This is a genomic window from Pedobacter sp. N23S346 (genome assembly GCF_048515415.1).
GTDB lineage: Bacteria > Bacteroidota > Bacteroidia > Sphingobacteriales > Sphingobacteriaceae > Pedobacter.
Window position 1 is genome coordinate 171,621 of the sequence record NZ_JBLYEE010000009.1, and the last position, 22,831, is coordinate 194,451.

A 22,831-nucleotide genomic window follows, 5' to 3' on the forward strand; every position below is an offset into this window, starting at 1 on the left:
TATAAAAATCAAACTATTCAGATCTGAAGGAGTTTGGCGTGATCAAAGCATGTTTTTTGAAAAAATTGTTGAAATATGCGGGATATTCAAAGCCCAGGCAATTTGCAATTTCAGCTACATTCCAGTCAGTATGTTTAAGCAAGGCCTTTGCTTCTGCCATAATTCTATCTGCAATGTGTAAACCAGTTGTTTTTCCTGTAATCTGCTTTACAGCACGGTTTAAATAATTTACATGTAACGATAGTTTAAGGGCAAAATCATTTGGTGTTTTCAATGATAAATAATGTTGGGGCGTGTCTATCGGGAACTGGCGTTCTAAAAGTTCAAGAAAAAGGTTTGTAATTCGTGAACTCGCATTAGTATGTTTAAAATAATTTTTTGCAGGCTGCATTTTTAAAGCCTCATGAATTAACAGATGGACGTACGATCTTAAGAGTTCCGTTTTATGCAGATAATCGGTATCAATTTCCTGCATCATCGATTCGAAAATAGAATTTACTTTTTCCTGCTGTTTTTCATCCAGAAAAAATACGGGCTCGCTTCCTACTTTAAATAGGGGAGATTCTAAAACGCTGGTCTGATGACTCTCGGTATGGATAAAGCTATCCGTAAACAAACAAAAATAACCACTTTGATTTTCTGAGGCGGGCTCCCAGGAATAAGGGATCATTGGATTAGAAAACATCAATGCCGGACGATCAACTTTCAAACCTTTGTTGGCATAATAAAGTGTTCCCTCACCAATAACCAGCGAGATTTTGTAGAAATCGCGGCGATTATAAGCGGTTACAGATGTGCCACAGTTATGGTTACGGTGTTGTACATTAAACTGCTTAGGTTTATAGGATGATGCTGATGAATAACCAGGCGCAATACGGGTGTAAAACTCTTCTATGGTTTCTGTTTTCATAACTCAAAGTTATAAAAATCAAACGAGATGTTTTACGGCAAGGGTTTTAAATGAATTTACGATACAGTTTCCTGCTTTTGACAAACCGATGTCAGCTGTTCGTTATTATTCTTATCAATTTTCGTTTAGGAGCAGGTTCCAAAAACTAATTTTCCTTCTCGTCTTAAAACCAAGTTTTGCATACAATGATACAGCTCCAATATTTGTATCCGCAACGTGTAAATATGGAATTTTGTGTTCGTTGAATGTTTTGTTACTTGCATAAGTGATCAACTGTTTTGCATAACCTTTTCCGGTGTGTTCAGGGTGTGTTACAATAGCACTTAGTTCGGTGTATTCATTCATTTTCATGCGTTCTCCTGCAACTGCAACAAGTTTATTGTCCTTGTAAATGCCATAATAGCTCCCCAAGTCGGGCGTCTTATGCTTGAAATAACCTGGTTGAACCAAATTAACTAATGTAAATAAGTCAGCCTTATGGTTTTCTGTGTGAAGTTCAGTTATCTGTTCGTCTATTTTGATCTCAATTCGTTTATCAAGAACCATTTGATTACAAACTAATTCATTATTCAGCCGAACTGTTTCACTGATGTTTGGTTGATTGCCAACTATAAAAAAGTTGCTTGTTAATGAAGCGTATAAATTAATTGCTGTTTCTGTTCCTTCGGAATTTATGAAGCCACCGAAAGGACAATAATCTGGGTGATAAAATTTTACATCCTCATAGTCAACAGCGAAATTTTTATGGGTTTCGTTCAAAGAATGCCAGGTTGGATTGTCTAATTTATTTGTTTCCATTTTAGATATTGCGTTGTTTCAATATAATGATAGCCAAAACTACTATTATTGTAGTCAAATATAAAAGTGGGTCTATAGTAAATCAATTTCAAGTTTCTGATCATTTGGAAATGATTTGTTAATGAATCACATGAATTTTTAAAACTATTTGTTTTTCTTAAATTGGCAGGATGAAATCAAATGTATTAGATACCATCGGCAGTTTTTCTGATTGGGAAAATACACTATTTGAAAAGGAAATTAAGCTCCGCAGGATTGCTAAAAACGAAGTCCTGCTCGAAGAAGGAGAAATTGCATCATCTGTTTTCTTCATCCTGGAGGGCTCACTTTTTCAACATATTAAAACAGGCGAAAACGTTCAGACCATTATAGATCTTCACCTGGAAAACGAATGGGTATTAAATCATAAAAGCTTTGTTACCCAGCAGCCTGCCGATAGTGCTATTTCTTCATTTACCAATGCCTATATTTTAGAGATTAGTCTCGAATCGATCCATCGCCTCATTGGGTACTCCCAATCTTTTCTTAAGCTAAACAAAATCATGGATCATGCCGTTTCCAGAGTTGTATTTTTTGATAAAGCTTCCACACCGATAGATAAATATCTTTATATCTTAAAGAACAGACCAAAGTTGATTCAAAATTTTCCATTAAAAATGATTGCCTCTTATTTGAAAATTACGCCGGAAACACTTAGCAGGGTTAGGGAAAAGATTATTCGGCCATCTGGCATTTCTTGATTGTAATCAACTATGTGTATAAATCAGGTTCAATATCTTTGTTCCATTAATAATATTGAATAAAAATATGGAATACAATGCACTTTCAATCCGGCCATTTATCGGTGCAAAGGATTTTGAACAATCTCGCGGTTTTTATAGAGACCTGGGGTTTACCGAAAAAAACATATCGTTGAAGATGTCACTTTTTCATAAAGAAAAGGTAGGATTTTACCTTCAGGATGCATTTGTGCAGGATTGGATCGACAATACTATGGTGTTTATTGAAGTCGAAAATTTAGATCATTTTTACCGTGATATGTTCGCACTAAACCTGTCGAACAAATATCCAAATGTGAAGCTAATTCCGATCCATGAAGCGCCCTGGGGAAGAGAATGCTTTCTGCATGATCCATCTGGCATTCTTTGGCATTTTGGGGAATTTAAATAACAAGTTATGGATGATAGGGGAGTGGGTGAGTTTTGGAATGAAAACGACGTAGTATGGACTAAGCTGGCAAGGGCAGGCTTTGATATTTACAGAGATCGGTTCAATACTCCAATCTAACGATTAAATAAGCTTAGTTTAGGCATTGGTTTTGATTTCGCAGCCCGCGGAAGTCCTTTAAAATAAATGGGTTAATTAATTAAGACTTATGCTTTCCTTAAGTATATTTGAATATAAGCCGTCGTAGCATGAACCCATCCTTTACAGCCCTACAGAAAATAAGACTGGTTTAAATTGACCACATAAAAATAAAATCATGGCAGTATTTAATCCCTATTTGCACTTCACCGGTAACACCGAAGAAGCTTTTACTTTTTACAAATCTGTACTTGGCGGAGAATTTGTTAAGGTTGCTCGATATAGCGATCTTCCTCAATCTGATGAACATCAAATGCCAGAAGCATATCTTGATAAGATCATGCATATTGCGTTGCCGCTTGGACATGGTAATTTCCTGTTTGGTTCGGATGCTATATTGGAAAGTGCAGATAGAAAGTTTACTGCCGGCGATAATTTTCATATTGCTATTAGCGCTGAAAGCAAAGAGGAGGCTGACAAGTTATTTACCGGACTTTCAACTGGAGGGAAAATAGAAATGCCTATTGCAGATAGTCCCTGGGGTTCTTATTTTGGTATGCTAGCCGATAAGTTTGGTATTCAATGGACAATAGATTTTGATCCTAATGTATAAAAATGGATAATGTAGTCACATTTCAATAGCGACTCAAGCGTTTGATAGGGGAAGTAGAAAAGCTATTTTAAACCTTTGTATGGGTTTAGATGACGCGTGCATGCGCTTCGTGGTTTAAGTTTAGTCAGTTTAAAATTGATATTTCTTTGTCTTAGCCAGACGGGCGTCTTTCTTTTTCTTGGCAAAAAGAAACAAAACCCAAGGCTTGCATCCTTTCTTGAATAGCAGTATCAAAATTCGAAGAGCGGCAATATGAGGCTTAGCCCTTTCTTAAACCCTCCCTCGCTGCATATTTCCTTGGTTATTCGGATTATGAAAGTTTGTGCAAGAATTTCAATGAGCTCTTCGGCGAAATCCTGCTAGGCCGGATGCGTACTTGGGTAAATGAAGTGGTAGTTTTAAAGTTTATTTAGCATGGATACATAGAATGAGCGCTATAACCACCTAACAAAGCCAAACCACTGTTTCTTCGTTCTGCTGTTAGACCGGCATGGTCAATTTTTCGGGGTGGCACTGAACTAGCCTACCCACTGACTTTAACAGAAAAATTGCGAGCCGGCAACTTTGCTTCTTTGGTTGCCCAAAGAAGAGAGCCCGTCCGGCTAGGACTAGATAAAATCTCCTTAATTAGAAATTAATAACATCTTCTTTGTCTTAGCCAGACGGGCGTCTTTCTTTTTCTTGGCAAAAAGAAACAAAACCCAAGGCTTGCATCCTTTCTTGAACAGCAGTATCAAAATTCGAAGAGCGGCAATATGAGGCTTAGCCCTTTCTTAAACCCTCCCTCGCTGCATATTTCCTTGGTTATTCGGATTATGAAAGTTTGTGCAAGAATTTCAATGAGCTCTTCGGCGAAATCCTGCTAGGCCAGATACGTACTTGGGTAAATGAAGTGGTGGTTTTAAAGTTTGTTTAGCGCAATTGCTATAGCGATCGCTATAACTACTTAGCAAGGCCAAACCACTGTTCTTCGTTCTGCTGTTAGACCGGCTACGACTAGATAAATCGAAATTATAGCAACTTTGGATGTGATGTCATTCGGTAATTAATGGTTCAGCCTCTCATCGCTTGCAGATGCTTCGTGCCTCAGCATGGGCAGCAAGTGTTTATAGCGATTGCTACAGTAACCAAGCAAGGCCAATCAATAACATGTTTTGTCATCTCATTGTATAATACCCACAACATTAAGAACCGGATTTAATCGTTTTCCGTTTATTTAAATGTTAGAATTAAATCAATGGGACGATTAAGATTCATCAAGAATGCATAAAACTAATTGCATTTATTTAATTATGAACAGAGGTTCTGGATGGGATCTCTGCAACTAAAGCCCTGCATTTTTGCAGGGCTTTTTGTTTAAGTATTTTGTGAAATAATTGTTTTTTCAGTGATCCCAGGTTTCGATCATTTTGAATTATGGCTGTCCATCATAAACTGGTGTATCCTTTAAAAGTAACAACATACTTTCTGGTAAATAAGGTCTTCCTCCGGTAGCTGGTACGAATGTTCCGGTGAAAACACCTTTAGTCATCACTTTATTATTCAGCAAAATGGATTGCTTAAAATGAACTTTTGGTAAGCCTTTGCCATCCCCATACAATTCGCAGGTTACGGTGAACTCATCGCCTCTTTTTAATGATCTTAAAAATTGGATGCTGTAATTGGAGAGTACCATGTGAATTCCTTTTCTAGCTTCTTCTTCAAAATCAAAACCAAGAACTTCTTTGATAAATGCATGTCTGCAATATTCCATGTAAAACGGATAGTATAATCCATCCATAATGTTTTGAACATCAATGTGCTCATCTTTTACCGTGTAAGTTTTTGTAAATTCCATTTTTTTGAAATATCCGTTTAAGTTGTATTTTTTGTACTGTTTAGCTCTAAAACGTAAAATGCTCTAAAAAAAGTCTTAACATTTAAAATTAAATTACTATGTTTCTTAATGTGTTTCTTGCTGTAAAAAGGATTTTCTCTAAAGATGGAGTGGTTATATTTATCATTTTGCAAATCTCTGCATTTGTATAGCCATCAATGGCATATAAGTTAAATGTAAGGCGTTCTATAACAGGGAGTTTCTGTACGGCTGATAACAGCTGATGGCTGGCTAAATCCCTGTCAGGAGCAAAATCATTAAACGCTTTGTAACGCATAGATTTTTTAATGGTACATGCAACTTCATCTTTATAATAGGTTATTATGCTATGGATCATAATCTTTTGAAGATTTTCAAAAAAAGCCTCATTTTGTTTAGATAATTTTGAATTGGAGAACAGTGTATAAAAACCGTTATTCATTATTTCTAAACTTTCCGTTCGGTTGGTGGCATAACGGATGCAGATGCCCATTGCATAGCTATAATATCGCTTATATATTTCTCTTTGAGCATTTCTGTCGCCTGCTTTACAACTGGTAAGTAACTCTTGCAAATCCCCATCAACTAATACTTTGATCATAATACTTTTGATTTGCTTGTTTTTTTTTAGCGAGATTTTCGTTTTTTCAGGTTAAACAATAGTGTATTTCTGGTTTTTACTTCTTTATCTTAATGCTCTATTTGAAACTGAAAGTTAAAGCGTAAATTTGAAGCGAACAAGAAGGTACTTTTTTGTTATTGAATTAATTCGAGGTAACTAATGTTGATTATTAGGGGGTTATGGAAGAAAATAATTCGAAAAATTTTGGTGGTCAATGTCCCGTTCGCAGTTTGCTCGATAGAATAGGGGATAAATGGCCTATATTAGTTATTTCTCTTTTGGGTGGATTCGGAACACAGCGCTTTAGCGAATTGAGTCAGAAAATCGGTACTATTTCACAAAAAATGTTAACTATTACATTAAAAAACCTGGAAGCCGATGGTTTAGTTACACGAAAAATGTACCCTCAGGTTCCTCCCCGTGTAGAATATACGCTTACAGAACTGGGAGAAAGTCTTTTACCAATAATAAAATCTTTGGTTGATTGGGCAACAATCCACATTCCTGATGTAGAAGAATCACGAGAACGGTATAAAAATAAAGGAGTTCATTAAGTCCTCAATTTGGCTGTTATGCTTGGTTGGTCAAGAAAACCACAATCTTGCAGCACAATTGTTATGATTAAATTCTTTGTGTTTACGATATGTCCTGATAATATTTAATAACACAAATTGTGTTATATTATGGATTCCCGTAAGGTTGATTTGCATTGCCTATGTAGGTTTACACAGCGATAAAGATGCTAATTATCGGTTGTTTTAATACGTATTTATTAGTATTGTGACAATTGAAAATTTCTCTTAATTTATCGCCTAATTAACTCTTTTATAAAATTTATTTACGCGCTACATTGAAAATAATCATCCTGATGGTGTTAACTTTAACACTGTTTCATACCGCACCATCCAGCATTAAAGCTAAAGAAGCTATTTCTACCTGTTATGGCTATAATCCCTGTACAGCCTGTTCCAATTGTAGCAAGTGTAAAAATTGTGGTGCCGGTGGTAGCTGCGGTGTTTGCGCTGGGAAAAGTGTGAGAAAAATTAATTCTTTTTCAGGTAACGGTACAACGAAAACCAAAACGGCTAACTATACAGGCCGATGTAAGGCAATAACAAAAAAAGGAAGCCAATGTAAACGAAGTGGAAGTGGAGAAGGATACTGCTGGCAGCACGGAAAATAATAAATAATGCACGATCATTTATTTCATTAATTGTAAGATAAATGATACTTATTTCATTTCTAAATTTTCTGATAAAGAACTATCTTTAAAAAGTACGCAGGAAAATCATCAGAATAGGCAAGTCTTTATGGCTTGTCTATTTGTTATTAAGGGCTTTGTGATTACTAAATATAGTATTCATCGTTTTATCTTGCAATTCTTATAGCTGATTCATTGCCTTACTATACCGTAAAATCGGGCTCCCTGTTAGACACGTTCAATCTGGGTTTAAGCACTTTCATCCTGGACATGTGCAGCCTCATCTGTATGATTAAAGTAGCTTTTGTATGAGACTCACATTTTACTGTATAGATAAATAGAAGATAAAAAATATTTGATCTTTTCAGCCCGTTTTAAATCACCATTTTTTCGAATTCTTGTCTATCAATTAAGAAAAAACATAAATTTCTATAGCAGATATAGGTTGGAGTCTTTAAATCCAGCCGAAAAGAAAAATTCAACTATTTGTTTTTGGTTGGGATCTCATTCATAATCAGTAAAATGATGTTGCTCTATCACACTACAGTTAAAAATATAACGATTTAACTTTCAATTATAAACAAATTTGGAATATTACAGTTTAAATGTTACATTCGTGTCTTATAATTAGGTATTAATAAGAGTCTTGCGATCACCGTTCTGAAGCCGTTAACGCAAGTCAGCAGATTAATACCCACAGCTTAATTGTATGTGCTATATTTGCGCTTCAAAATAGTTGTGGGCTCTGCTGTAATTCCATGTTAACATAAGGCTTCAGAAACTTTTTAGTGATCATGGTTTGAAGAGCCCACAGTTATTCATTCCCTCAAGACTCATATTCAAACAATATGAGTATGAACCCAAAAGTAAATCAAGTGCATTTAAACCCTTCGCTTAATCCTAAAGCGGCACTTCTTTTTGCGTTCGTATCTCTTTCAAAACATTCTATTTATGCCACCCATCCCAAAAAATGTCCGTTTAATTATTTATTTGCCTTGAAGCCAAAAAATCCTGTTTAGTTTGGAGGGCAATTCCTGTGCTGCTTTTACTTCTAGTTTAGAGGTATAATAGAGGTTTAGGCAGCCAGGTTTTGTTTTTAATTATTAGGCTAATAAATAATTTTAGCGCTAGATGATAGGTTTTATAGTTCTGGTTAACAGATATTTAATCTATTAATTTGAAGCAGTAAGTGCCTTGTAGAAACAAATGGTTTTTATAAGATTGAGCTTACGTACGCAACGAAAAAAATTAAGGCAAACCCTAAATACATTGTTATCCTGTGATTTTAGCAGGATAGCATTTTTTAGGCTTACATATAAATTGTATAAGAGGTTAAGAATAGAATAATGGCACTGAATAAAGAAAGTGCCTGCTATTCTCAACTTCATAAAAAGCAATGCATTAATTAGAATGAACCAAATTAAATAACCAAAAACTTTGCTGCGACATAGGCCTTGATGACATAAGATGCTATTCTTCAAGTTTAGGGCGGCCAACAGCAAAAAATAATGAGCTAACCTTAAATCCCAACTACCATGTTTAAAAAGATAACGACAACAGTCGTAAGGGCTTTCCTATGCCTAAAAAATTTCAAGAAAGATACTATAAAAAGCATAGCGGAAGAAACCATTTCACATCAAATTGCCAGGTACAAAGAACCGACTATTTATCAGAGAAAAATAGGTGAGGGGCAAAAACGGTCGATAAGATCTCGCGAACTGAGCATCCTCTCTGAATTATCATTTGCAGAAATAAAGCTGGAATGGCTAAAGCGTAGCCGTCAGCTCTTAGCTGTTGTATTATTTTTATTTATGAACCATTATACAAATGCTCAGGCGAAAACGCTGATATATGGGTTAAAGTCTTTTAAATCAACGGAATTAACAGATCGACATGGTAAAACTTAGGCTGGTTGGTGAGCCACCAACTAGTAGGAGGTGGGTTAATTGATGCGGGCGTCTTCCTGAACTTGATTCAGGATCTTTCTTCGATAAAGTTACTAACTCTACAAGCAGAATAATCATCAGAGTTAGTAACTTTTAATTTTCCCTTCAAATTCCCTTTACGGTTTCCCGTAAGGAAAGCCTACGGCTACTTTATACTTTTGGCGTATAACCACTGGTTACAAACTGATTTATCCCCCAACAAATGGAATTAAAATTAAAGCTGGAGCAATTACACCAACGCGTGAATGGTTTAAAAGACCAGATCAAAACGGAAGAAGCCACTAAAAATGCATTTGTGATGCCTTTTATCCAGATTTTAGGCTACGATATTTTCAATCCTACGGAAGTAATTCCGGAGCATATCTGCGATATTGGTACCAAGAAAGGGGAGAAGATCGACTATGTCATCAAAAAAAACGGAGAACCCATCCTTATATTTGAATGCAAGCACTGGAAAGAAAAGGCTGATGCCCACAACTCTCAACTTCATCGATACTACCATGTTTCAAAAGCGAGATTCGGAGTGTTAACCAATGGTACGATTTACAATTTCTATATGGATCTGGAGAAACCCAATATTATGGATGAAAAACCTTTTTTTACCATAGATATTGAAGACCTGAAAGACAGCTCCATTAAAATTTTAGAAGGATTTACGAAAACTGACTATAGTCTGGAAAGCATTCTTGATTCTGCTGAAAGCCTGAAATACATCAAAGCCATTAGGAAGGAATTTGAAAACGAGATTGAACATCCTTCTGATGAACTGGTGAAATTGTTGGTGAATAGATTTTTCGATAAGCCACTAACCGCCAATAGAATGGTGGCTTTCAAAGAGTATGCAAAGAAAGCGCTTGTTCTTTCTATCAATGAGTCGATCAGTTCCAGGTTAAAATCTGCATTAAGCATCAACGAAACCATCGAGAAAACTGAAGAAGCCAAAGTAATACCGATTAATGAAACAGCAGACAACAAAATTATTACCACTGAAGAAGAAATAGAGGCATTTCAAATTGTAAAAGCCATTCTTCGGGAGCGAATTCCTTCATCCCGCATTGCAGCCAGAGATACGCAATCTTACTTTGGTGTATTGCTGGATGATAATAACAGACGACCAATCTGCAGGTTTCACTTTAATACTGCCAATAAATATCTGGAAACCTTTGCAAAAGGTAAAGATGCCGGAGAGAAATTTCTGATTGCTTCTCCTGATGATATTTACCAGTACAGGGCACAGCTGCACCAAACATTAGATCAGTATATAGATTTTGGAAAGTCTTAAATAGATTTTCTATCATTAGGCATCACATTGATCACGCTCATCAATTGCTGATTACACCTAAAATGTAATCAGCAATTGCTATTATCTTTTTAAACTTTGCTTCTGATTGAAGTTGATCATCCAGCTAAGGAATTAACTTTACTTCACGAAGCTGATCAAAAAGTTCATAAAAAGTTTCTTCCGTATCCTGAAAAACCGTAAAGCCTAATTTTCTGCTTTTTGCCATATTAGTCATTACCTCAATAGGTCTGCCCAGATCAAGATCGGTATGCCATGCACTGGCCAGTCTGCTCAGCGAAGCTTCCTTAAGTTCGTATTGCTGAGCAATTTCCTGCCATTTTTCGCCATCATTGGCCATTTCTTTTTCCAGCGGATGGATTTCACCATCAAATCCGACAGCTTCTACACCAAAGTAATCTGCAATTTTAAACCATAATCTGCTCCAACGGAAAACATCCCCGTTTACTACATTAAAGGCTTCATTTTTCGCTGCCTCGGTAGTAGAGGCCCAGATTAAGTGTTCGGCAAGTATGCGTGCATCCGTTACATCAGATAATCCGTTCCATTGTGCCGCCGAACCAGGCCAGGTAAATTTGCGACCAGTTTCTTTGCAAATGGTAGCATAAGTGGCCAAGGTGGTACCCATATTCATGGCATTTCCAACGGCTTTACCAATTACCGTATGCGGCCTATGGATGCTCCAGCTAAAACCGTCACGCTCGGCGGCGGCATAAACCTCATCTTCCTGTGCATAATAAAAATTCTCGATATTTAATCGTGGGTGTTCTTCACGCAGGGGTGTTTCTGGTAAAAAACCTGCTGATGCATAAGCTTCAAACGGACCTAAATAATGTTTTAAACCCGTAACCAATGCTACATGTTGCACCGATTTCTTTGCTGATAATACATCCAGAATGTTCCGCACCATTAATCCATTTACCCGAATATTTTCGGCTTCTGTATCATTCCGCATCCAGGTAGTAATGTAAACATGAGTTGGCTCTACATCTGCCAACGCAGTTTTAAGGCTCTCGATATCCAATAAATCTGCAGCGACAGGTTTCAAACCTTCGATATTTGTATTGGGGTTACGGGCTAAACCGAAAGTTTCCCAACCAGTTGAGAGCAGTTTTTCAGCCAGGTTGCTTCCGGTGATACCGCTTGCACCTACTACTAAAGCTATATTTTTCATTTTATGAAATTTTAAAGATTTATTAATTTGATAGATCAATTCATCGTTTGATGAAAGCTCTTCAGTTACCTGCAAATTTAAGTTGATACTCTTTTTTAAGCGTTGACCTGTATCAAATAACAAACTTGATTTGCATCAAGAGTTTTTCAAAAGAAGAGCATAGGATATTCTGCTGATGAAAATTATCTTTGTAATAATTACCAACCACCTATGTTCGATGTACTTTTTAGTCATATTCAGGAAAAAGTTTCGCTTACTGAAGCTGATAAAGCTACCATGCCCAACTTTTTCATTCCCAAAAAATTGAGAAAGCGGCAGTATCTTTTGGAAGAAGGTGAAGTTTGCAAATCTCTTGCTTTTGTAACTAAAGGTTTGTTAAGAACCTATAATGTTGATGGAAAAGGGAATGAGCATATGAATGTTTTTGGCTGGGAAGGATGGTGGATTTCTGATTTTAATAGTTTTTTATCAGAAGAACCCGCATTATTTAATATTGATGCCATTGAGGATTGCGAATTGCTTTTAATCTCGAAAGTAGATTACGAAGCACTTACGATAGCTGTTCCTGTAATGGACCGTTACTTCCGAATTCTTTATCAAAATAGTATCGTTACTAAGGAACGTCGTTTGATGAGTTCCGTGACACACACGGCCGAAGAAAAATATCTGGAGTTGATAGAATCAAATTCGAAAATTGCAGAACGCCTTTCTCAAAACCTAATTGCATCTTATCTGGGTATCGCACCTGAAACACTCAGCCGGATTAAAAAAAACCTCTCCTCAAGAAGGTAATTAGTTACCCTATCGCCAATAAAGGAGCAAAGCGAAAAAAAGCGCCCGTTAATTAAAATCCGATTGACTGTTTCATTAATTTACTCACATGGCTTTCATCGGTAAGACCAAATTCTGCTGCAATTTGCTTTAACCTAAATTTTCCACTGGCCAGGCGCTGTTTAATTAACTGGTTTCGGTAGGTTTTAATGTATTCTCGAAGCGTAGATCCGGTGTTTTTTTTAAAATATGGGCCGATGTAATCTTTTGTAAGTTTAAATTGCTCAGCCATCCTTCCTGCCTTAAGTTTTTCTGGTTGGTAGATATTTTTATGGATATAGCAAAACACAGCCTGAAGGTCGGCAGTTCGGTGTACTGTTGATTTGATTTCAGGCATATTTCGTTGTAAAATATGAGCAATGGAAAGGGCCTGCATCCAGATCAGTTGCTCGTTCCTCAGCAAATCTTCCTTCAATGATAAGATGACATCAAAAAGCATACTGATGCTAAACTGATCTTGCTGGTCAAAAACAAAAGCAGATAAATGTGTCTCCCGGCTTTTTATCAGGTATTCTAAATGACGGATGCCCGGATGATTAAGATTTTCATTCTGATAAAGATATAGATCGATAAATTTCAGGTAGATAAAGCGTGTTTTTTTCTCTACTACAAAGTAATGCGCCTCCTCAGGTCCAATCAGAAAAACTTCACCACCCTTGTAATCTACCTGAACAGAATTGATAAAATGGCAGCCAGATCCATGCTTAATGTAAATTAATTCGTAGTGATTATGCTGATGAGCAGGGTGCACCCATTCGGCTACTTCAAAATCAGAAATTTTAAGGGGTTCGAACTGTTTGTAGCGCTTAATCATAGATAAGTACAAACTTATCATAGATTGATACATAAAACCAAATTATTTTTCAGTGGAACTTTGATTTGTCGCACAAGCCGACCTAATTAAAGTAATTATATATGAAGCAAGAAAACACGGCACTCGTGGTTGGTGCAAATGGCGTTATCGGCAGCAACCTAATTTCGCACCTGGAAAGTTTTGAAAACTGGAAAATTATTGGCCTTTCACGCCGTGGAGGGAAAAGTAACAGTAAGACCACTTATTTATCGGTAGACCTTCTCCAAGCTGATGATTGTGAAAAAAAGTTGAAAAATTTAACCGGTATTACCCATATTTTTTATGCTGCCTACCAACACCAGGATACGTGGGCTGAACTGGTTGCACCTAACCTGGCCATGCTCAAAAATGTGGTAACCGTAATTGAAAAAGTTGCAGATCATTTAGAGCATATTAGTTTAATGCAGGGATATAAAGTTTATGGGGCACATTTAGGTCCTTTTAAAACGCCAGCTAAAGAAACAGATGGTGGCCACATGCCACCCGAATTTAATGTAGATCAGCAACTATTTCTAGAAAGACAGCAAATTGGAAAAAGCTGGTCGTGGTCTGCCTTGCGTCCTTCGGTAGTGGGAGGTACGGCACTTGGCAATCCGATGAATTTAGTATTGGCCATAGCAGTTTATGCAACAATCTCGAAAGCACTGGGGCTTCCGCTTCGCTTTCCAGGAAAACCTGGCGCATATGATAAGCTGATGGATATTACAGATGCCGGACTGCTGGCGAAAGCAACCGTATGGGCGGCAACGAATCCGCAATGTGCTAATCAGGCTTTTAACATTACCAATGGAGATCTTTTTCGATGGAATGATTTATGGCCAAAAATAGCCTGCTATTTTAAAATGGAAGCAGCGCCGCCATTAAACATGCCGCTGCAAACCGTTATGGCAGATAAAGCTGAACTATGGGAAACCATTCAGGAGAAATATGGATTGAAAAAGCATGCTTATGACCAGGTTTCATCATGGGCATTTAGCGATTTTGTATTTTCATGGGATTATGATTTTTTCTCAGACGGGAACAAGGCAAGGCTGCTCGGTTTTCATGAGTTTATGGATACTGAACAAATGTTTTATAAATTATTTGATGAGTTAAGGGCCAAGCAAATAATTCCCTGATCGGTAATAAATCATCATCCTTTCAAAAACAATCCCTTTCCAAAGCAGGTTATTGCCTCTTCCCTGACTTTAATTGCTTTTGTTTAATTAGCAGGGAAATAACCTGCTAATTAAATTCTGATTAAACAAAAAACGGCATTTCGCTTTGAAATGACGTTTTTATTATTTTAATTATGTATTAGTTATTCTGAGGCTGCCTCAGCATTGATAGAACTTACTGCAATTTCAGTTAGCGCTACATCTGTTGCTTTTTCATTTTCCAATGTTTGGCCTAATAAATCTGCCACATCCTGATGGCCCATGTTTTCTGCGAAAACTTTCAGCGTTCCATAGGTAGCGATTTCATAATGTTCTACTTTTTGTGCTGCAAGAATCAAACCTGCATCACGAACCATTGTGCCTTTATCTGTTTCAGAAATAATCCCTTCAGCCTCTTCTAAAAGCCCGGCCATTGCCTCGCATTTTTTAGCTGCTGCTTTCTCTCCCAATAGTTCGAAAACTTGTTCAAGCGTCTGTATATGTTGCTGTGTTTCTTCAGTATGTTTTTCAAATGCGGCAATAAGTTCATCACTGGTTGCTGCCTTTTTCATCTTTGGAAGGGCTTTAACTAAATGTTTTTCTGCCCAATAGATATCTTTTAATTCATCAACAAAAAATTCATGAAATTCTGAATCCTCCATTTTGCCAGTTTTAGCTGTATCTTTTTTACTAGTAGGTGTTTTAGTAGCGGTTGCTGTTTTAGTAGTGGTTGCTTTTTTAGCAGTTGCTTTTGTCGTTGCCATAGTTTTTTATATAGTATGATGTGTAAATAGAACCCTGTCTATTAGAATAAGGTTTTGGCTATTTTAATCTTTCTTTTGTGACTTATGAAGCACCTCGCTTTTTAAAATGTTAAACTTTTAATTCTAAAGGATTGTTTCTGAAGATAACACGTAAAACAATAAAATATGAAAGCAAAAGAGCGCTATGATCACATTCCAGATCAGCAGGAAGGAAGTAAGATTGATGTAGAGGAAAGCCGCAATTTTGAAACGGTTGATGATGCCATTGCATTTTTCACTTTGGCGCGCCGTAGATTATTGAATATTAATGATTGGGGCGAAATATCTGGCCTGTCTACTTTCCAGCTTTTTGATGAATATGGAAAAGAAGTGAACCGTGAAGGACAGCAAGGAGACTACATCAGGATTGATATCCCCGGACCTGGAACACAATCGGGTGATGGTTTTGATTGGGTAAGAATTGAGGAAATAATTAGCCGTAAGGATATTGATGAAGAGCTGCTCACCATTCAGGTTCGCCCAAGTGGAAAGCCGATGTCTGAAGATAATTCACCTGCACATTTCTTAAAAGCAGAGGCTACCTCAACCTTTATTGTTCGCCGGTTACAGATGTTGGTTAGTACTGAAGAACATGGAAGGAATGAAATGGCGAATACCGATACAGAGAATATTTTAGATAATGCCAGAAACTTGTTAGTAGGTGGAGCAGCCAAGTTAGGTTTGTCTTATCCACAATGGAAACTGCTGGTAAAAGGAATAATGGCCCCAGCGTGATTTCGTTACTAACCACAAAGCAAGCAAAGAATTTACGCAAAGATAAATTAGATTACTTGCAAAGTTATTTTCCACGGAAACACGAAGTGCACAGAACGAAATGAATTGATCCGTTGTAAATCTGCGTTTCCCTGGCAAACTTTATGATTAAATATTTAGCACAGAGCGTACAAATTTATTTACCACGGAAGCACAAAATGCACAGATAAAAATGAATTAGATTCCGTGTAAATCTGTGTTTTCGTGGCAAACTTTATAATTAAATATTTAGCATAGAGCATACAAATTTATTTGCCACGGAAGTACGAAATGCACAGAAAGAAATGAATTAGATTCCGTGTAAATCTGTGTTTCCGTGGCAATTTTTACTATTTAATATTTAGTGTTGTGCGAGCAAATTTATTTGTCACGAAAGCATGAAATGCACAGAAAAAATGAATTAGATTCCGTGTAAATCTGTGTTTCCGTGGCAATTTTTACTATTTAATATTTAGTGTTGTGCGAGCAAATTTATTTGCCACGAAAGCATGAAATGCACAGAAAGGAATGAATTAGATTCCGTGTAAATCTGTGTTTCCGTGGCAATTTTTACTATTTAATATTTAGTGTTGTGCGAGCAAATTAATTTGCCACGAAAGCACGAAATGCACAGAAAGAAATGAATTAGATTCCGTGTAAATCTGTGTTTCCGTGGCAATTTTTACTAATTAAATACCTGTTGGCGGAATTAATGTAGTGAAAATATATAATAAAAAGGCCTGCGTCAACTTAAACAGATGCAGGCCTTTTTTATTGTGTATTTAAAGCTGAATATATAACTTAGAGGCTGTTTTATAAACGAACTCGTTCAAGCTACCAAATCGTCGAAAATTTAAAGCAAAGAACGCACGAGTCGAGTTAACGTCTACGCTATAGCGTGGGGTTATGTCGTCCGTGTGTGCGCTTTTCGACGAGCGTGGTAGCAGATGAGGCCCCACGTTTGTATTTGTTGATGATCTATAATGGGGCTATAGGTAACTTAAAATTATATGTCCTCATCTTCACTCAAAATTATTATTTGTGCAGCTGTCATCCTTTTGATGTTTGGCTGCATGGCCGATTACATGCCGTCTCATTATTATTTCTTTACACGATGTATATGCGTTATGGCATTCAGCAGTATAGGAATAATGTCGGTATACGAAAATAAGAACATTCATGTAATAGTCTGTATTCTTTTTGTCGTACTGTTCTTCCCGTATATAGGATTTAGCTTTAATAAGAGCGTATGGCAAATTATTGATGGTATAGTTATCCTTCTCAGTGGATATTATGGGTATAAAAGATTTTTAGAACCAGTTGAATTAGAAAATGAAGACGATTATTAAAAGAATTTTTCAAATCATGATCTTACTATGTGTATTGATGATGATTGGTAGATTGTTTGACATACTTGAACAATGGAAATCAAGGATTCCGTACGATACGTTATTTTCTTGGTTCTGTATGGGTATATTCATATCTCTATCTACAATATATCTTTTTATAGGCCTTATACTATGCATACCAAGAAAGCTTAAGAGGAATAAGAATTATCAGAAAGAGCCGTTTTAATTTTCCCGACTGGAATGCCTCTTAAATAATTTAAATATTGGAGAACTGTCATAGCCGTTATCTTGGAAAGTATTCTTGTTTTGTATCTCGTAAACTGCTTAGCATAGTTAATCTGTATCCTAAATTGCGCACACAATTGCGAAAATATAGTCTCAATTCTTTTTCTAACGATCCTGAATGTTTTAGGGACTTTTACTTTTACATTTTGGTTGGATCTGCCCGGCACCTGTAAGGATATATTACATTTCTCTAATAGAGATTTTTTGATTGATGCACTGATATATCCTCTGTCTCCAGTTATAATACAATTTCTAAATGTGTGGCTAATATCCTTTAAATAATGTACGTCGTGTATTTTTGCATTTGAAAGATCGAATTGTTGTATGACTCCAACAGGAGAGCATATTGCATGTAATTTATACCCATAAAAGTATCTGTTTTGTGATGCACAAAAACCCTTGCCTGGGCTCTCAAAATCATGCCCTTTAGAAAATGTGCTTCTGTGTTCTCTGGATAATTTACATATTTCCATAGGCATTGAATCAATAGCGAAGACATCAGTATGGTGATTCATTATTGATACAATCTTATTTCTTACATGTTCAATGATTTTAAATAAATTCTTAAGTCTATCATTATATTGCCTTCTACTCAAAATGTTTGGAAAATCTAATTTATAATCTGAATTTAAAATATGGAATAAATGATTTTCACTAATAATACCAGTTGCTTCTGCGGTTAAACTAAGAGCTATTATTTCAATGTCTGAGAATTTGGGTTTAGGTCCAGGTCTTAGATAGGTTCCAGTCACAGGCAGATCATTGCCCATAACTTCCGTAAGGACATGCAAGATCTTGTCGAAATTTGACTTAATGCAGTGCATGGAAATTTTGTAAATACCCAAAATTTTCCGTACTTTGCAGTACAGAAAATGAAATGGCGTAACAGCCGGTGTTAAAACCAGCGTTTACATTTTGTTTTTTCGGAAATAGAAAGCCCCGCGGTCGCCAAACTTCAGGGGCTTTTTTATTTATCTATAAAAAGTTTTTTTAATCCGTATTTATAATCTCTGTTATTCCCGCTTCTACCTATCTCTCCTTCATCAAACATTTTAGAAAGAGTGGTTGAAATTTTCAGTCTAATATTTCTATCGGGCTCAATGTTATGCCTAATACAAACACATTCTGATATTTCATTTGAAGATAAAATCGATTTTCTCTTATTGAGGCAATACCTTATTTCTTCCCTCCACTTTAAATTAATAGATAAAGTAGGCTTTTCATTTAGATAGGCCAATATTTTTCTGAAAGACTCAGCCTCAATTTCTGCAAATCTTAACTTATAGTTAAAATGTTCAATCAGCTCCTCTTTGCTTAATTTGCTTTTGACATGGGAAATAGCATCTTCAATATCATTCATATTTACAATGTTTAAACAAAAGTTGTAAATATTTATTTAAAATAAAAACAATATTTAAAAATGTTAATAAATAATAAGGGCATCCAAATTAGATGCCCTTATTATTTATATTTGAAAAATTAATTCCGCCAACAGGTTAATTAAATATTTAGCACAAAGCGTACAAAGTTATTTGCCACGGAAACACGAAACGCACAGAAAAATGAATTTGATTCCGTATAAGTTTCCTTAGCAATTTTTACTGTTAATTATTTATCATCTCCAGCTTTATCATCTGCTTCTGCATCAGCGCCGAGTTGCTGTTTTGCCAGTTCTTCAGGGCTTTCTTCATCGCCTGTATAGGCACTATCAGCATCACTACCTTTAAGATCATCAGCAGGAATTACACCCACTTTTTCTTCCTTCTGTTCTTCTTTTTTATTATTCTCGTTTTCCATAATTTTCTTGTTTTAACATTAATATAAATTTAGTAGCCCTTTATCGTTATCATTTTCTTGCTCGTTTTCTTTTAGGTTCGTATTTATCTTTTCATTTTTAGTTCATTAAAAGAACAAAGTTGATGAAGGAAGGGTTTTGGCTAAAATTAATGGTGTCTCTTAATCATTCTTATTAATACTATAATTTCTTTGAATGCCATAAAATATGATCTTAAATAATTTTTTAAAACAATTAAGGCCAATTATATCTTTATGTTTTCGTGGTATTGTAAAATTGAATTTATATTTTGCGAACCTTAAATAAACAGATAAATATGGCCTCAGGTTTTTTCGCGATTTTAGATGATATTGCTGCTTTAATGGATGATGTAGCGGTTACCGCTAAAATAGCCACCAAAAAAACCGCTGGCATTTTAGGTGATGATTTGGCTGTAAATGCAGAGAAAGCCACTGGTTTCCTGTCTTCCCGTGAGTTGCCTGTGCTCTGGTCTATCACTAAAGGCTCATTGATCAATAAGATTATCATTGTACCCATTGCCCTGCTGCTAAACTTCTTTTTCCCTATAGCCATCAAATTTATTTTAATTCTGGGCGGGTTTTATCTCGCTTATGAAGGCGTGGAAAAAATAATAGAGTTTCTTTTTCATCGCCATGCCAATGCTAAAGCGGCTAAAGATGTTATTCAGGATGATAAAGCAGCAGAAAAGGCTAAAATAAAATCTGCGGTAACAACAGATTTCATCCTATCAGTAGAGATTGTAATTATAGCCCTTGGTACGGTTTTAGAACGAAGTGTAACCGTTCAGATTTTAACGGTTTCTGTAGTTGCAATTTTGGCAACAGTTGGTGTTTATGGTATTGTAGCGCTAATTGTAAGAATGGATGATACAGGCTACAAACTGGTTAAACATTCGGATGATAAAGGCTTTTTATCTGTAATAGGAAATTTACTCATCAAGTCATTACCAATCATTATTAAAGTATTAAGCTTCGCCGGTACGGTAGCATTAATCCTGGTTTCTGGTGGTATTTTTGTTCATAATATTGAATTTTTACACCATTTCTTGCCAAATTTAATGTCTACAATTAAAGAGTTTGCCATTGGTCTGGCAGCGGGATTAGTGGCCGTTGGCTTAGCTGAAGGGGTTAAGAAAGTAATTCCTTTATTCAAAAAATAGATACGTTTTAATTCTATCTGGTTATAGTAAGATGGCACGCAGAAATTTATCCATAGGGAATTATTTCAAATTGGCTTTCAAAAATACCTGTGGATTATAAAAACGGTCATTAAGCTGTGCATTGTTCATCGTTAACCAACTTGCACAACCATAGTCATCGAATTTTTTTCTGATTTCCAGGTGCAGGTGATGGTAATCTCCACCATATTTTTTGCTTTCTTCTTTGGTAAATAAGCGGGCAAGTTTTGTGTTTGGACTGGTAAAATCGCCGGTTTTCACATAAACTTCCTTAAGGTGTTTGTAGCTTGTAAACATCACTGTGCCATTTTTCAGCTTATGCTTTAATACAACTGTTTTTTGGTTTTCTCCTAAGTGTATAGAGCAAACCACGCCATTTGCCATTGCATAAACATCAATTAACTTATTTTTTGGCGTTGCCGGATTAATATCAATAGCGGTATGAATGTGCCCTTTATAATAGCTATCGCGATGATCGCCGAAAATACTGATGATTTTAATCTGGGCTATTTTCTTTCGATCGGCAACATGGAATGGTAAAAACCAATGATCTGCTACCTGATGAGGATTGACATCCGTATAATAAGGTTTCCATCGGTCTTTATCATTGTCGATTGTAGGCGTTTCGAAAAGGAAAAATGCTAATAATAAAAATAGGCTAAGTCTCATCAGGTACGAATAAAAAAGCAAGATAAGATAAAATTTTTGGGTTCCCTATGCTAAGCCTTTTCTTTTCAATTCTATCACCGTGATTTCCGGCCAGATACCAATCCGCCCGGAAAACCCAAGAAAACCAAAGCCTCGGTTCACATTCAGGTACCGGTTATTTTCTGTTTTAATGCCTGCCCAGTGTTTGTAGCGATATTTTACCGGACTCCATTTAATGCCGAAAGCTTCAATGCCAAACTGCATTCCGTGCGTATGACCAGCCAAAGAAAGCTGAATTTTTGAGGGATGGTTTTTAACCTGCGCATCCCAGTGGGATGGATCATGTGAAAGCAGGATCTTAAAATCGTTTACCGAAGTATTTTGTAAGGCCTTATTTAAATCTCCACGTTCACCAAAACCAACGCCCCAGTTTTCGATACCCGCAAGAATTATTTTTTCTCCGTTTTTTTCGAGTACTACATGTTCATCCAAAAGAAGTTTGAAACCCAACTCCTGATGATAGGCCTTCAACTGATTTAAATTTTGCACTTTCTCCGCCTCCGAAGGCCATTTAATATAATCGCCATAATCGTGATTTCCTAAAATAGAAAACTGACCGAATGGCGCTTTGATCTGTGAGAAATGATTGAGGTATGGAACAATCTCTGAGGCTGCATTATTAACCAAATCGCCTGTGAAAACGAATAAATCACTTTTTTGTGCATTAATGAGGTCGATACCTTTTTGCACCAATTTGGGTTTTGTAAAACTTCCGGCATGCACATCAGAAATTTGAGTGAGCGTGAAACCATCAAAACTTTGAGGTAAATCATCAAAATACAAAGTGTGTTTAATTACCCGGTATGCATACTTTCCTCTGGTAATGCCAAAGGCGAAAAGGATTATCGTAAGGCAGAACATGATGAAAGCAAAATCTACCCAATAATGGTTTCTTTCAGCAATTTGATAGCCCTGCGGCTGGAAATTAGTGGCTATTGATATCATTGCCCGGTAAATATCTCCGATTAACAGAAAGAATGCAAAAATCATTTCCGAAACCAGTACGATCAAAAAAGCATGACTAACAATAGTGAAAAACTGATTGATACCTTTACGCATTTGAGTAATTGCGAAAACCAGGGAAACCGTCAGACTGATAATTAAAACCCAAAAAACTGGCGCTAACCATTCTTTGTGATAAATGACGCCAAAGCCAGAAAGGACATAAGCACTAAGGGCAAAAAATAAGAGCGCCACCACTAAAACGGGCAACAAATTAGTTCTTCTTTTCATTTTAAAATTAACAAACGGTGGCAAAGTTAGATTTTAAACCGGCGTTAGCGGATTTGTGTTCAACCAGCGGCACATTTTTACGTAGGTTTGATTAATAGGAACATGCATTTTTTTGCATATTTAGATAAATCCAGATGGTTAGAAATTTAAAGATCTTCCAGTG

Annotated in this window: 24 protein-coding genes; 12 read left to right on the forward strand and 12 right to left on the reverse strand. The window is 36.3% G+C overall.

Annotated features, from left to right (window positions below):
* Positions 1 to 13: 13 nt before the first annotated feature.
* Positions 14 to 910, reverse strand: a complete 897-nt coding sequence (locus ACN1CD_RS16565) for a helix-turn-helix domain-containing protein (protein WP_419131502.1) — start codon at positions 908 to 910, stop codon at positions 14 to 16.
* A 114-nt stretch (positions 911 to 1,024) separates the two neighbouring features.
* Positions 1,025 to 1,708 (reverse strand): GNAT family N-acetyltransferase, encoded by a 684-nt coding sequence (locus ACN1CD_RS16570; RefSeq protein WP_419131503.1) that lies wholly within the window; start codon positions 1,706 to 1,708, stop codon positions 1,025 to 1,027.
* Between the two features lie 170 nt (positions 1,709 to 1,878).
* Here ACN1CD_RS16570 and ACN1CD_RS16575 point away from each other — a divergent pair, with 170 nt between their 5' ends.
* The 3 genes from ACN1CD_RS16575 (at position 1,879) to ACN1CD_RS16585 (ending at position 3,626) form a co-directional block, all read left to right on the forward strand.
* Positions 1,879 to 2,448 (forward strand): Crp/Fnr family transcriptional regulator, encoded by a 570-nt coding sequence (locus ACN1CD_RS16575; RefSeq protein ID WP_419131504.1) that lies wholly within the window; start codon positions 1,879 to 1,881, stop codon positions 2,446 to 2,448.
* Positions 2,449 to 2,515: 67 nt separating this feature from the next.
* A complete protein-coding gene (locus tag ACN1CD_RS16580; RefSeq protein WP_419131505.1) occupies positions 2,516 to 2,878 on the forward strand; it encodes a glyoxalase in 363 nt (120 codons plus the stop codon).
* A 313-nt stretch (positions 2,879 to 3,191) separates the two neighbouring features.
* A complete protein-coding gene (locus ACN1CD_RS16585; protein ID WP_419131506.1) occupies positions 3,192 to 3,626 on the forward strand; it encodes a VOC family protein in 435 nt (144 codons plus the stop codon).
* Positions 3,627 to 5,040: 1,414 nt separating this feature from the next.
* Here ACN1CD_RS16585 and ACN1CD_RS16590 read toward each other — a convergent pair.
* Both ACN1CD_RS16590 and ACN1CD_RS16595 read right to left on the reverse strand, forming a co-directional pair.
* Positions 5,041 to 5,463: an acyl-CoA thioesterase gene (locus ACN1CD_RS16590; protein ID WP_419131507.1), complete on the reverse strand. Its 423-nt coding sequence runs from the start codon at positions 5,461 to 5,463 to the stop codon at positions 5,041 to 5,043.
* An 88-nt stretch (positions 5,464 to 5,551) separates the two neighbouring features.
* Complete coding sequence (locus ACN1CD_RS16595) at positions 5,552 to 6,082, reverse strand: RNA polymerase sigma factor (protein WP_419131508.1); 531 nt, start codon at positions 6,080 to 6,082, stop codon at positions 5,552 to 5,554.
* A gap of 200 nt (positions 6,083 to 6,282) precedes the next feature.
* Here ACN1CD_RS16595 and ACN1CD_RS16600 point away from each other — a divergent pair, with 200 nt between their 5' ends.
* The 4 genes from ACN1CD_RS16600 (at position 6,283) to ACN1CD_RS16615 (ending at position 10,532) form a co-directional block, all read left to right on the forward strand.
* On the forward strand, positions 6,283 to 6,657 hold the full coding sequence (locus ACN1CD_RS16600; protein WP_419131509.1) for a winged helix-turn-helix transcriptional regulator: 375 nt from the start codon (positions 6,283 to 6,285) through the stop codon (positions 6,655 to 6,657).
* A 1,501-nt stretch (positions 6,658 to 8,158) separates the two neighbouring features.
* Positions 8,159 to 8,323: a hypothetical protein gene (locus ACN1CD_RS16605; RefSeq protein WP_419131510.1), complete on the forward strand. Its 165-nt coding sequence runs from the start codon at positions 8,159 to 8,161 to the stop codon at positions 8,321 to 8,323.
* A 516-nt stretch (positions 8,324 to 8,839) separates the two neighbouring features.
* Entirely contained in the window at positions 8,840 to 9,211 is a 372-nt protein-coding gene (locus tag ACN1CD_RS16610; protein ID WP_419131511.1) for a hypothetical protein, read from the forward strand.
* A gap of 241 nt (positions 9,212 to 9,452) precedes the next feature.
* The gene (locus tag ACN1CD_RS16615) at positions 9,453 to 10,532 is read left to right on the forward strand and encodes a type I restriction endonuclease (protein ID WP_419131512.1); all 1,080 of its coding nucleotides are present in this window, start codon (positions 9,453 to 9,455) and stop codon (positions 10,530 to 10,532) included.
* Positions 10,533 to 10,656: 124 nt separating this feature from the next.
* Here the strand turns inward: ACN1CD_RS16615 and ACN1CD_RS16620 are convergent, their stop codons facing one another.
* Complete coding sequence (locus ACN1CD_RS16620) at positions 10,657 to 11,724, reverse strand: SDR family oxidoreductase (RefSeq protein WP_419131513.1); 1,068 nt, start codon at positions 11,722 to 11,724, stop codon at positions 10,657 to 10,659.
* A gap of 210 nt (positions 11,725 to 11,934) precedes the next feature.
* Between ACN1CD_RS16620 and ACN1CD_RS16625 the strand changes: the two genes are divergently transcribed.
* Positions 11,935 to 12,516 (forward strand): Crp/Fnr family transcriptional regulator, encoded by a 582-nt coding sequence (locus tag ACN1CD_RS16625; RefSeq protein WP_419131514.1) that lies wholly within the window; start codon positions 11,935 to 11,937, stop codon positions 12,514 to 12,516.
* 52 nt (positions 12,517 to 12,568) lie between these two features.
* Here ACN1CD_RS16625 and ACN1CD_RS16630 read toward each other — a convergent pair whose 3' ends face one another.
* The gene (locus ACN1CD_RS16630; protein ID WP_419131515.1) at positions 12,569 to 13,369 is read right to left on the reverse strand and encodes an AraC family transcriptional regulator; all 801 of its coding nucleotides are present in this window, start codon (positions 13,367 to 13,369) and stop codon (positions 12,569 to 12,571) included.
* A 101-nt stretch (positions 13,370 to 13,470) separates the two neighbouring features.
* Between ACN1CD_RS16630 and ACN1CD_RS16635 the strand changes: the two genes are divergently transcribed.
* Complete coding sequence (locus ACN1CD_RS16635) at positions 13,471 to 14,526, forward strand: SDR family oxidoreductase (RefSeq protein WP_419131517.1); 1,056 nt, start codon at positions 13,471 to 13,473, stop codon at positions 14,524 to 14,526.
* A 182-nt stretch (positions 14,527 to 14,708) separates the two neighbouring features.
* Here the strand turns inward: ACN1CD_RS16635 and ACN1CD_RS16640 are convergent, their stop codons facing one another.
* Positions 14,709 to 15,308, reverse strand: coding sequence for a ferritin-like domain-containing protein (locus ACN1CD_RS16640; RefSeq protein WP_419131518.1), 600 nt, complete (start codon positions 15,306 to 15,308; stop codon positions 14,709 to 14,711).
* Between the two features lie 165 nt (positions 15,309 to 15,473).
* Between ACN1CD_RS16640 and ACN1CD_RS16645 the strand changes: the two genes are divergently transcribed.
* Together ACN1CD_RS16645 and ACN1CD_RS16650 are read left to right on the forward strand one after the other, a co-directional pair.
* Entirely contained in the window at positions 15,474 to 16,082 is a 609-nt protein-coding gene (locus tag ACN1CD_RS16645; protein WP_419131519.1) for a hypothetical protein, read from the forward strand.
* A 1,028-nt stretch (positions 16,083 to 17,110) separates the two neighbouring features.
* Positions 17,111 to 17,449 carry a DUF6804 family protein gene (locus tag ACN1CD_RS16650; protein WP_419131520.1) on the forward strand — a complete coding sequence of 113 codons (339 nt, stop codon included), beginning with the start codon at positions 17,111 to 17,113 and terminating at the stop codon, positions 17,447 to 17,449.
* A gap of 188 nt (positions 17,450 to 17,637) precedes the next feature.
* Here ACN1CD_RS16650 and ACN1CD_RS16655 read toward each other — a convergent pair whose 3' ends face one another.
* The 3 genes from ACN1CD_RS16655 to ACN1CD_RS16665 all read right to left on the reverse strand — a co-directional run bounded on the left by ACN1CD_RS16655 (position 17,638) and on the right by ACN1CD_RS16665 (position 19,531).
* Positions 17,638 to 18,558 (reverse strand): IS982 family transposase, encoded by a 921-nt coding sequence (locus ACN1CD_RS16655; protein WP_419131521.1) that lies wholly within the window; start codon positions 18,556 to 18,558, stop codon positions 17,638 to 17,640.
* 143 nt (positions 18,559 to 18,701) lie between these two features.
* A complete protein-coding gene (locus ACN1CD_RS16660) occupies positions 18,702 to 19,094 on the reverse strand; it encodes a hypothetical protein (RefSeq protein ID WP_419131522.1) in 393 nt (130 codons plus the stop codon).
* 248 nt (positions 19,095 to 19,342) lie between these two features.
* Positions 19,343 to 19,531: a hypothetical protein gene (locus ACN1CD_RS16665; RefSeq protein WP_419131523.1), complete on the reverse strand. Its 189-nt coding sequence runs from the start codon at positions 19,529 to 19,531 to the stop codon at positions 19,343 to 19,345.
* 314 nt (positions 19,532 to 19,845) lie between these two features.
* On the opposite strand from ACN1CD_RS16665, the gene ACN1CD_RS16670 reads away from it, so the two are divergent.
* The gene (locus ACN1CD_RS16670) at positions 19,846 to 20,709 is read left to right on the forward strand and encodes a DUF808 domain-containing protein (protein WP_419131524.1); all 864 of its coding nucleotides are present in this window, start codon (positions 19,846 to 19,848) and stop codon (positions 20,707 to 20,709) included.
* A 60-nt stretch (positions 20,710 to 20,769) separates the two neighbouring features.
* Here ACN1CD_RS16670 and ACN1CD_RS16675 read toward each other — a convergent pair whose 3' ends face one another.
* Positions 20,770 to 21,396, reverse strand: a complete 627-nt coding sequence (locus tag ACN1CD_RS16675) for a M23 family metallopeptidase (RefSeq protein WP_419131525.1) — start codon at positions 21,394 to 21,396, stop codon at positions 20,770 to 20,772.
* Between the two features lie 45 nt (positions 21,397 to 21,441).
* Positions 21,442 to 22,668, reverse strand: coding sequence for a metallophosphoesterase (locus ACN1CD_RS16680; protein WP_419131526.1), 1,227 nt, complete (start codon positions 22,666 to 22,668; stop codon positions 21,442 to 21,444).
* Positions 22,669 to 22,831 lie beyond the last annotated feature (163 nt).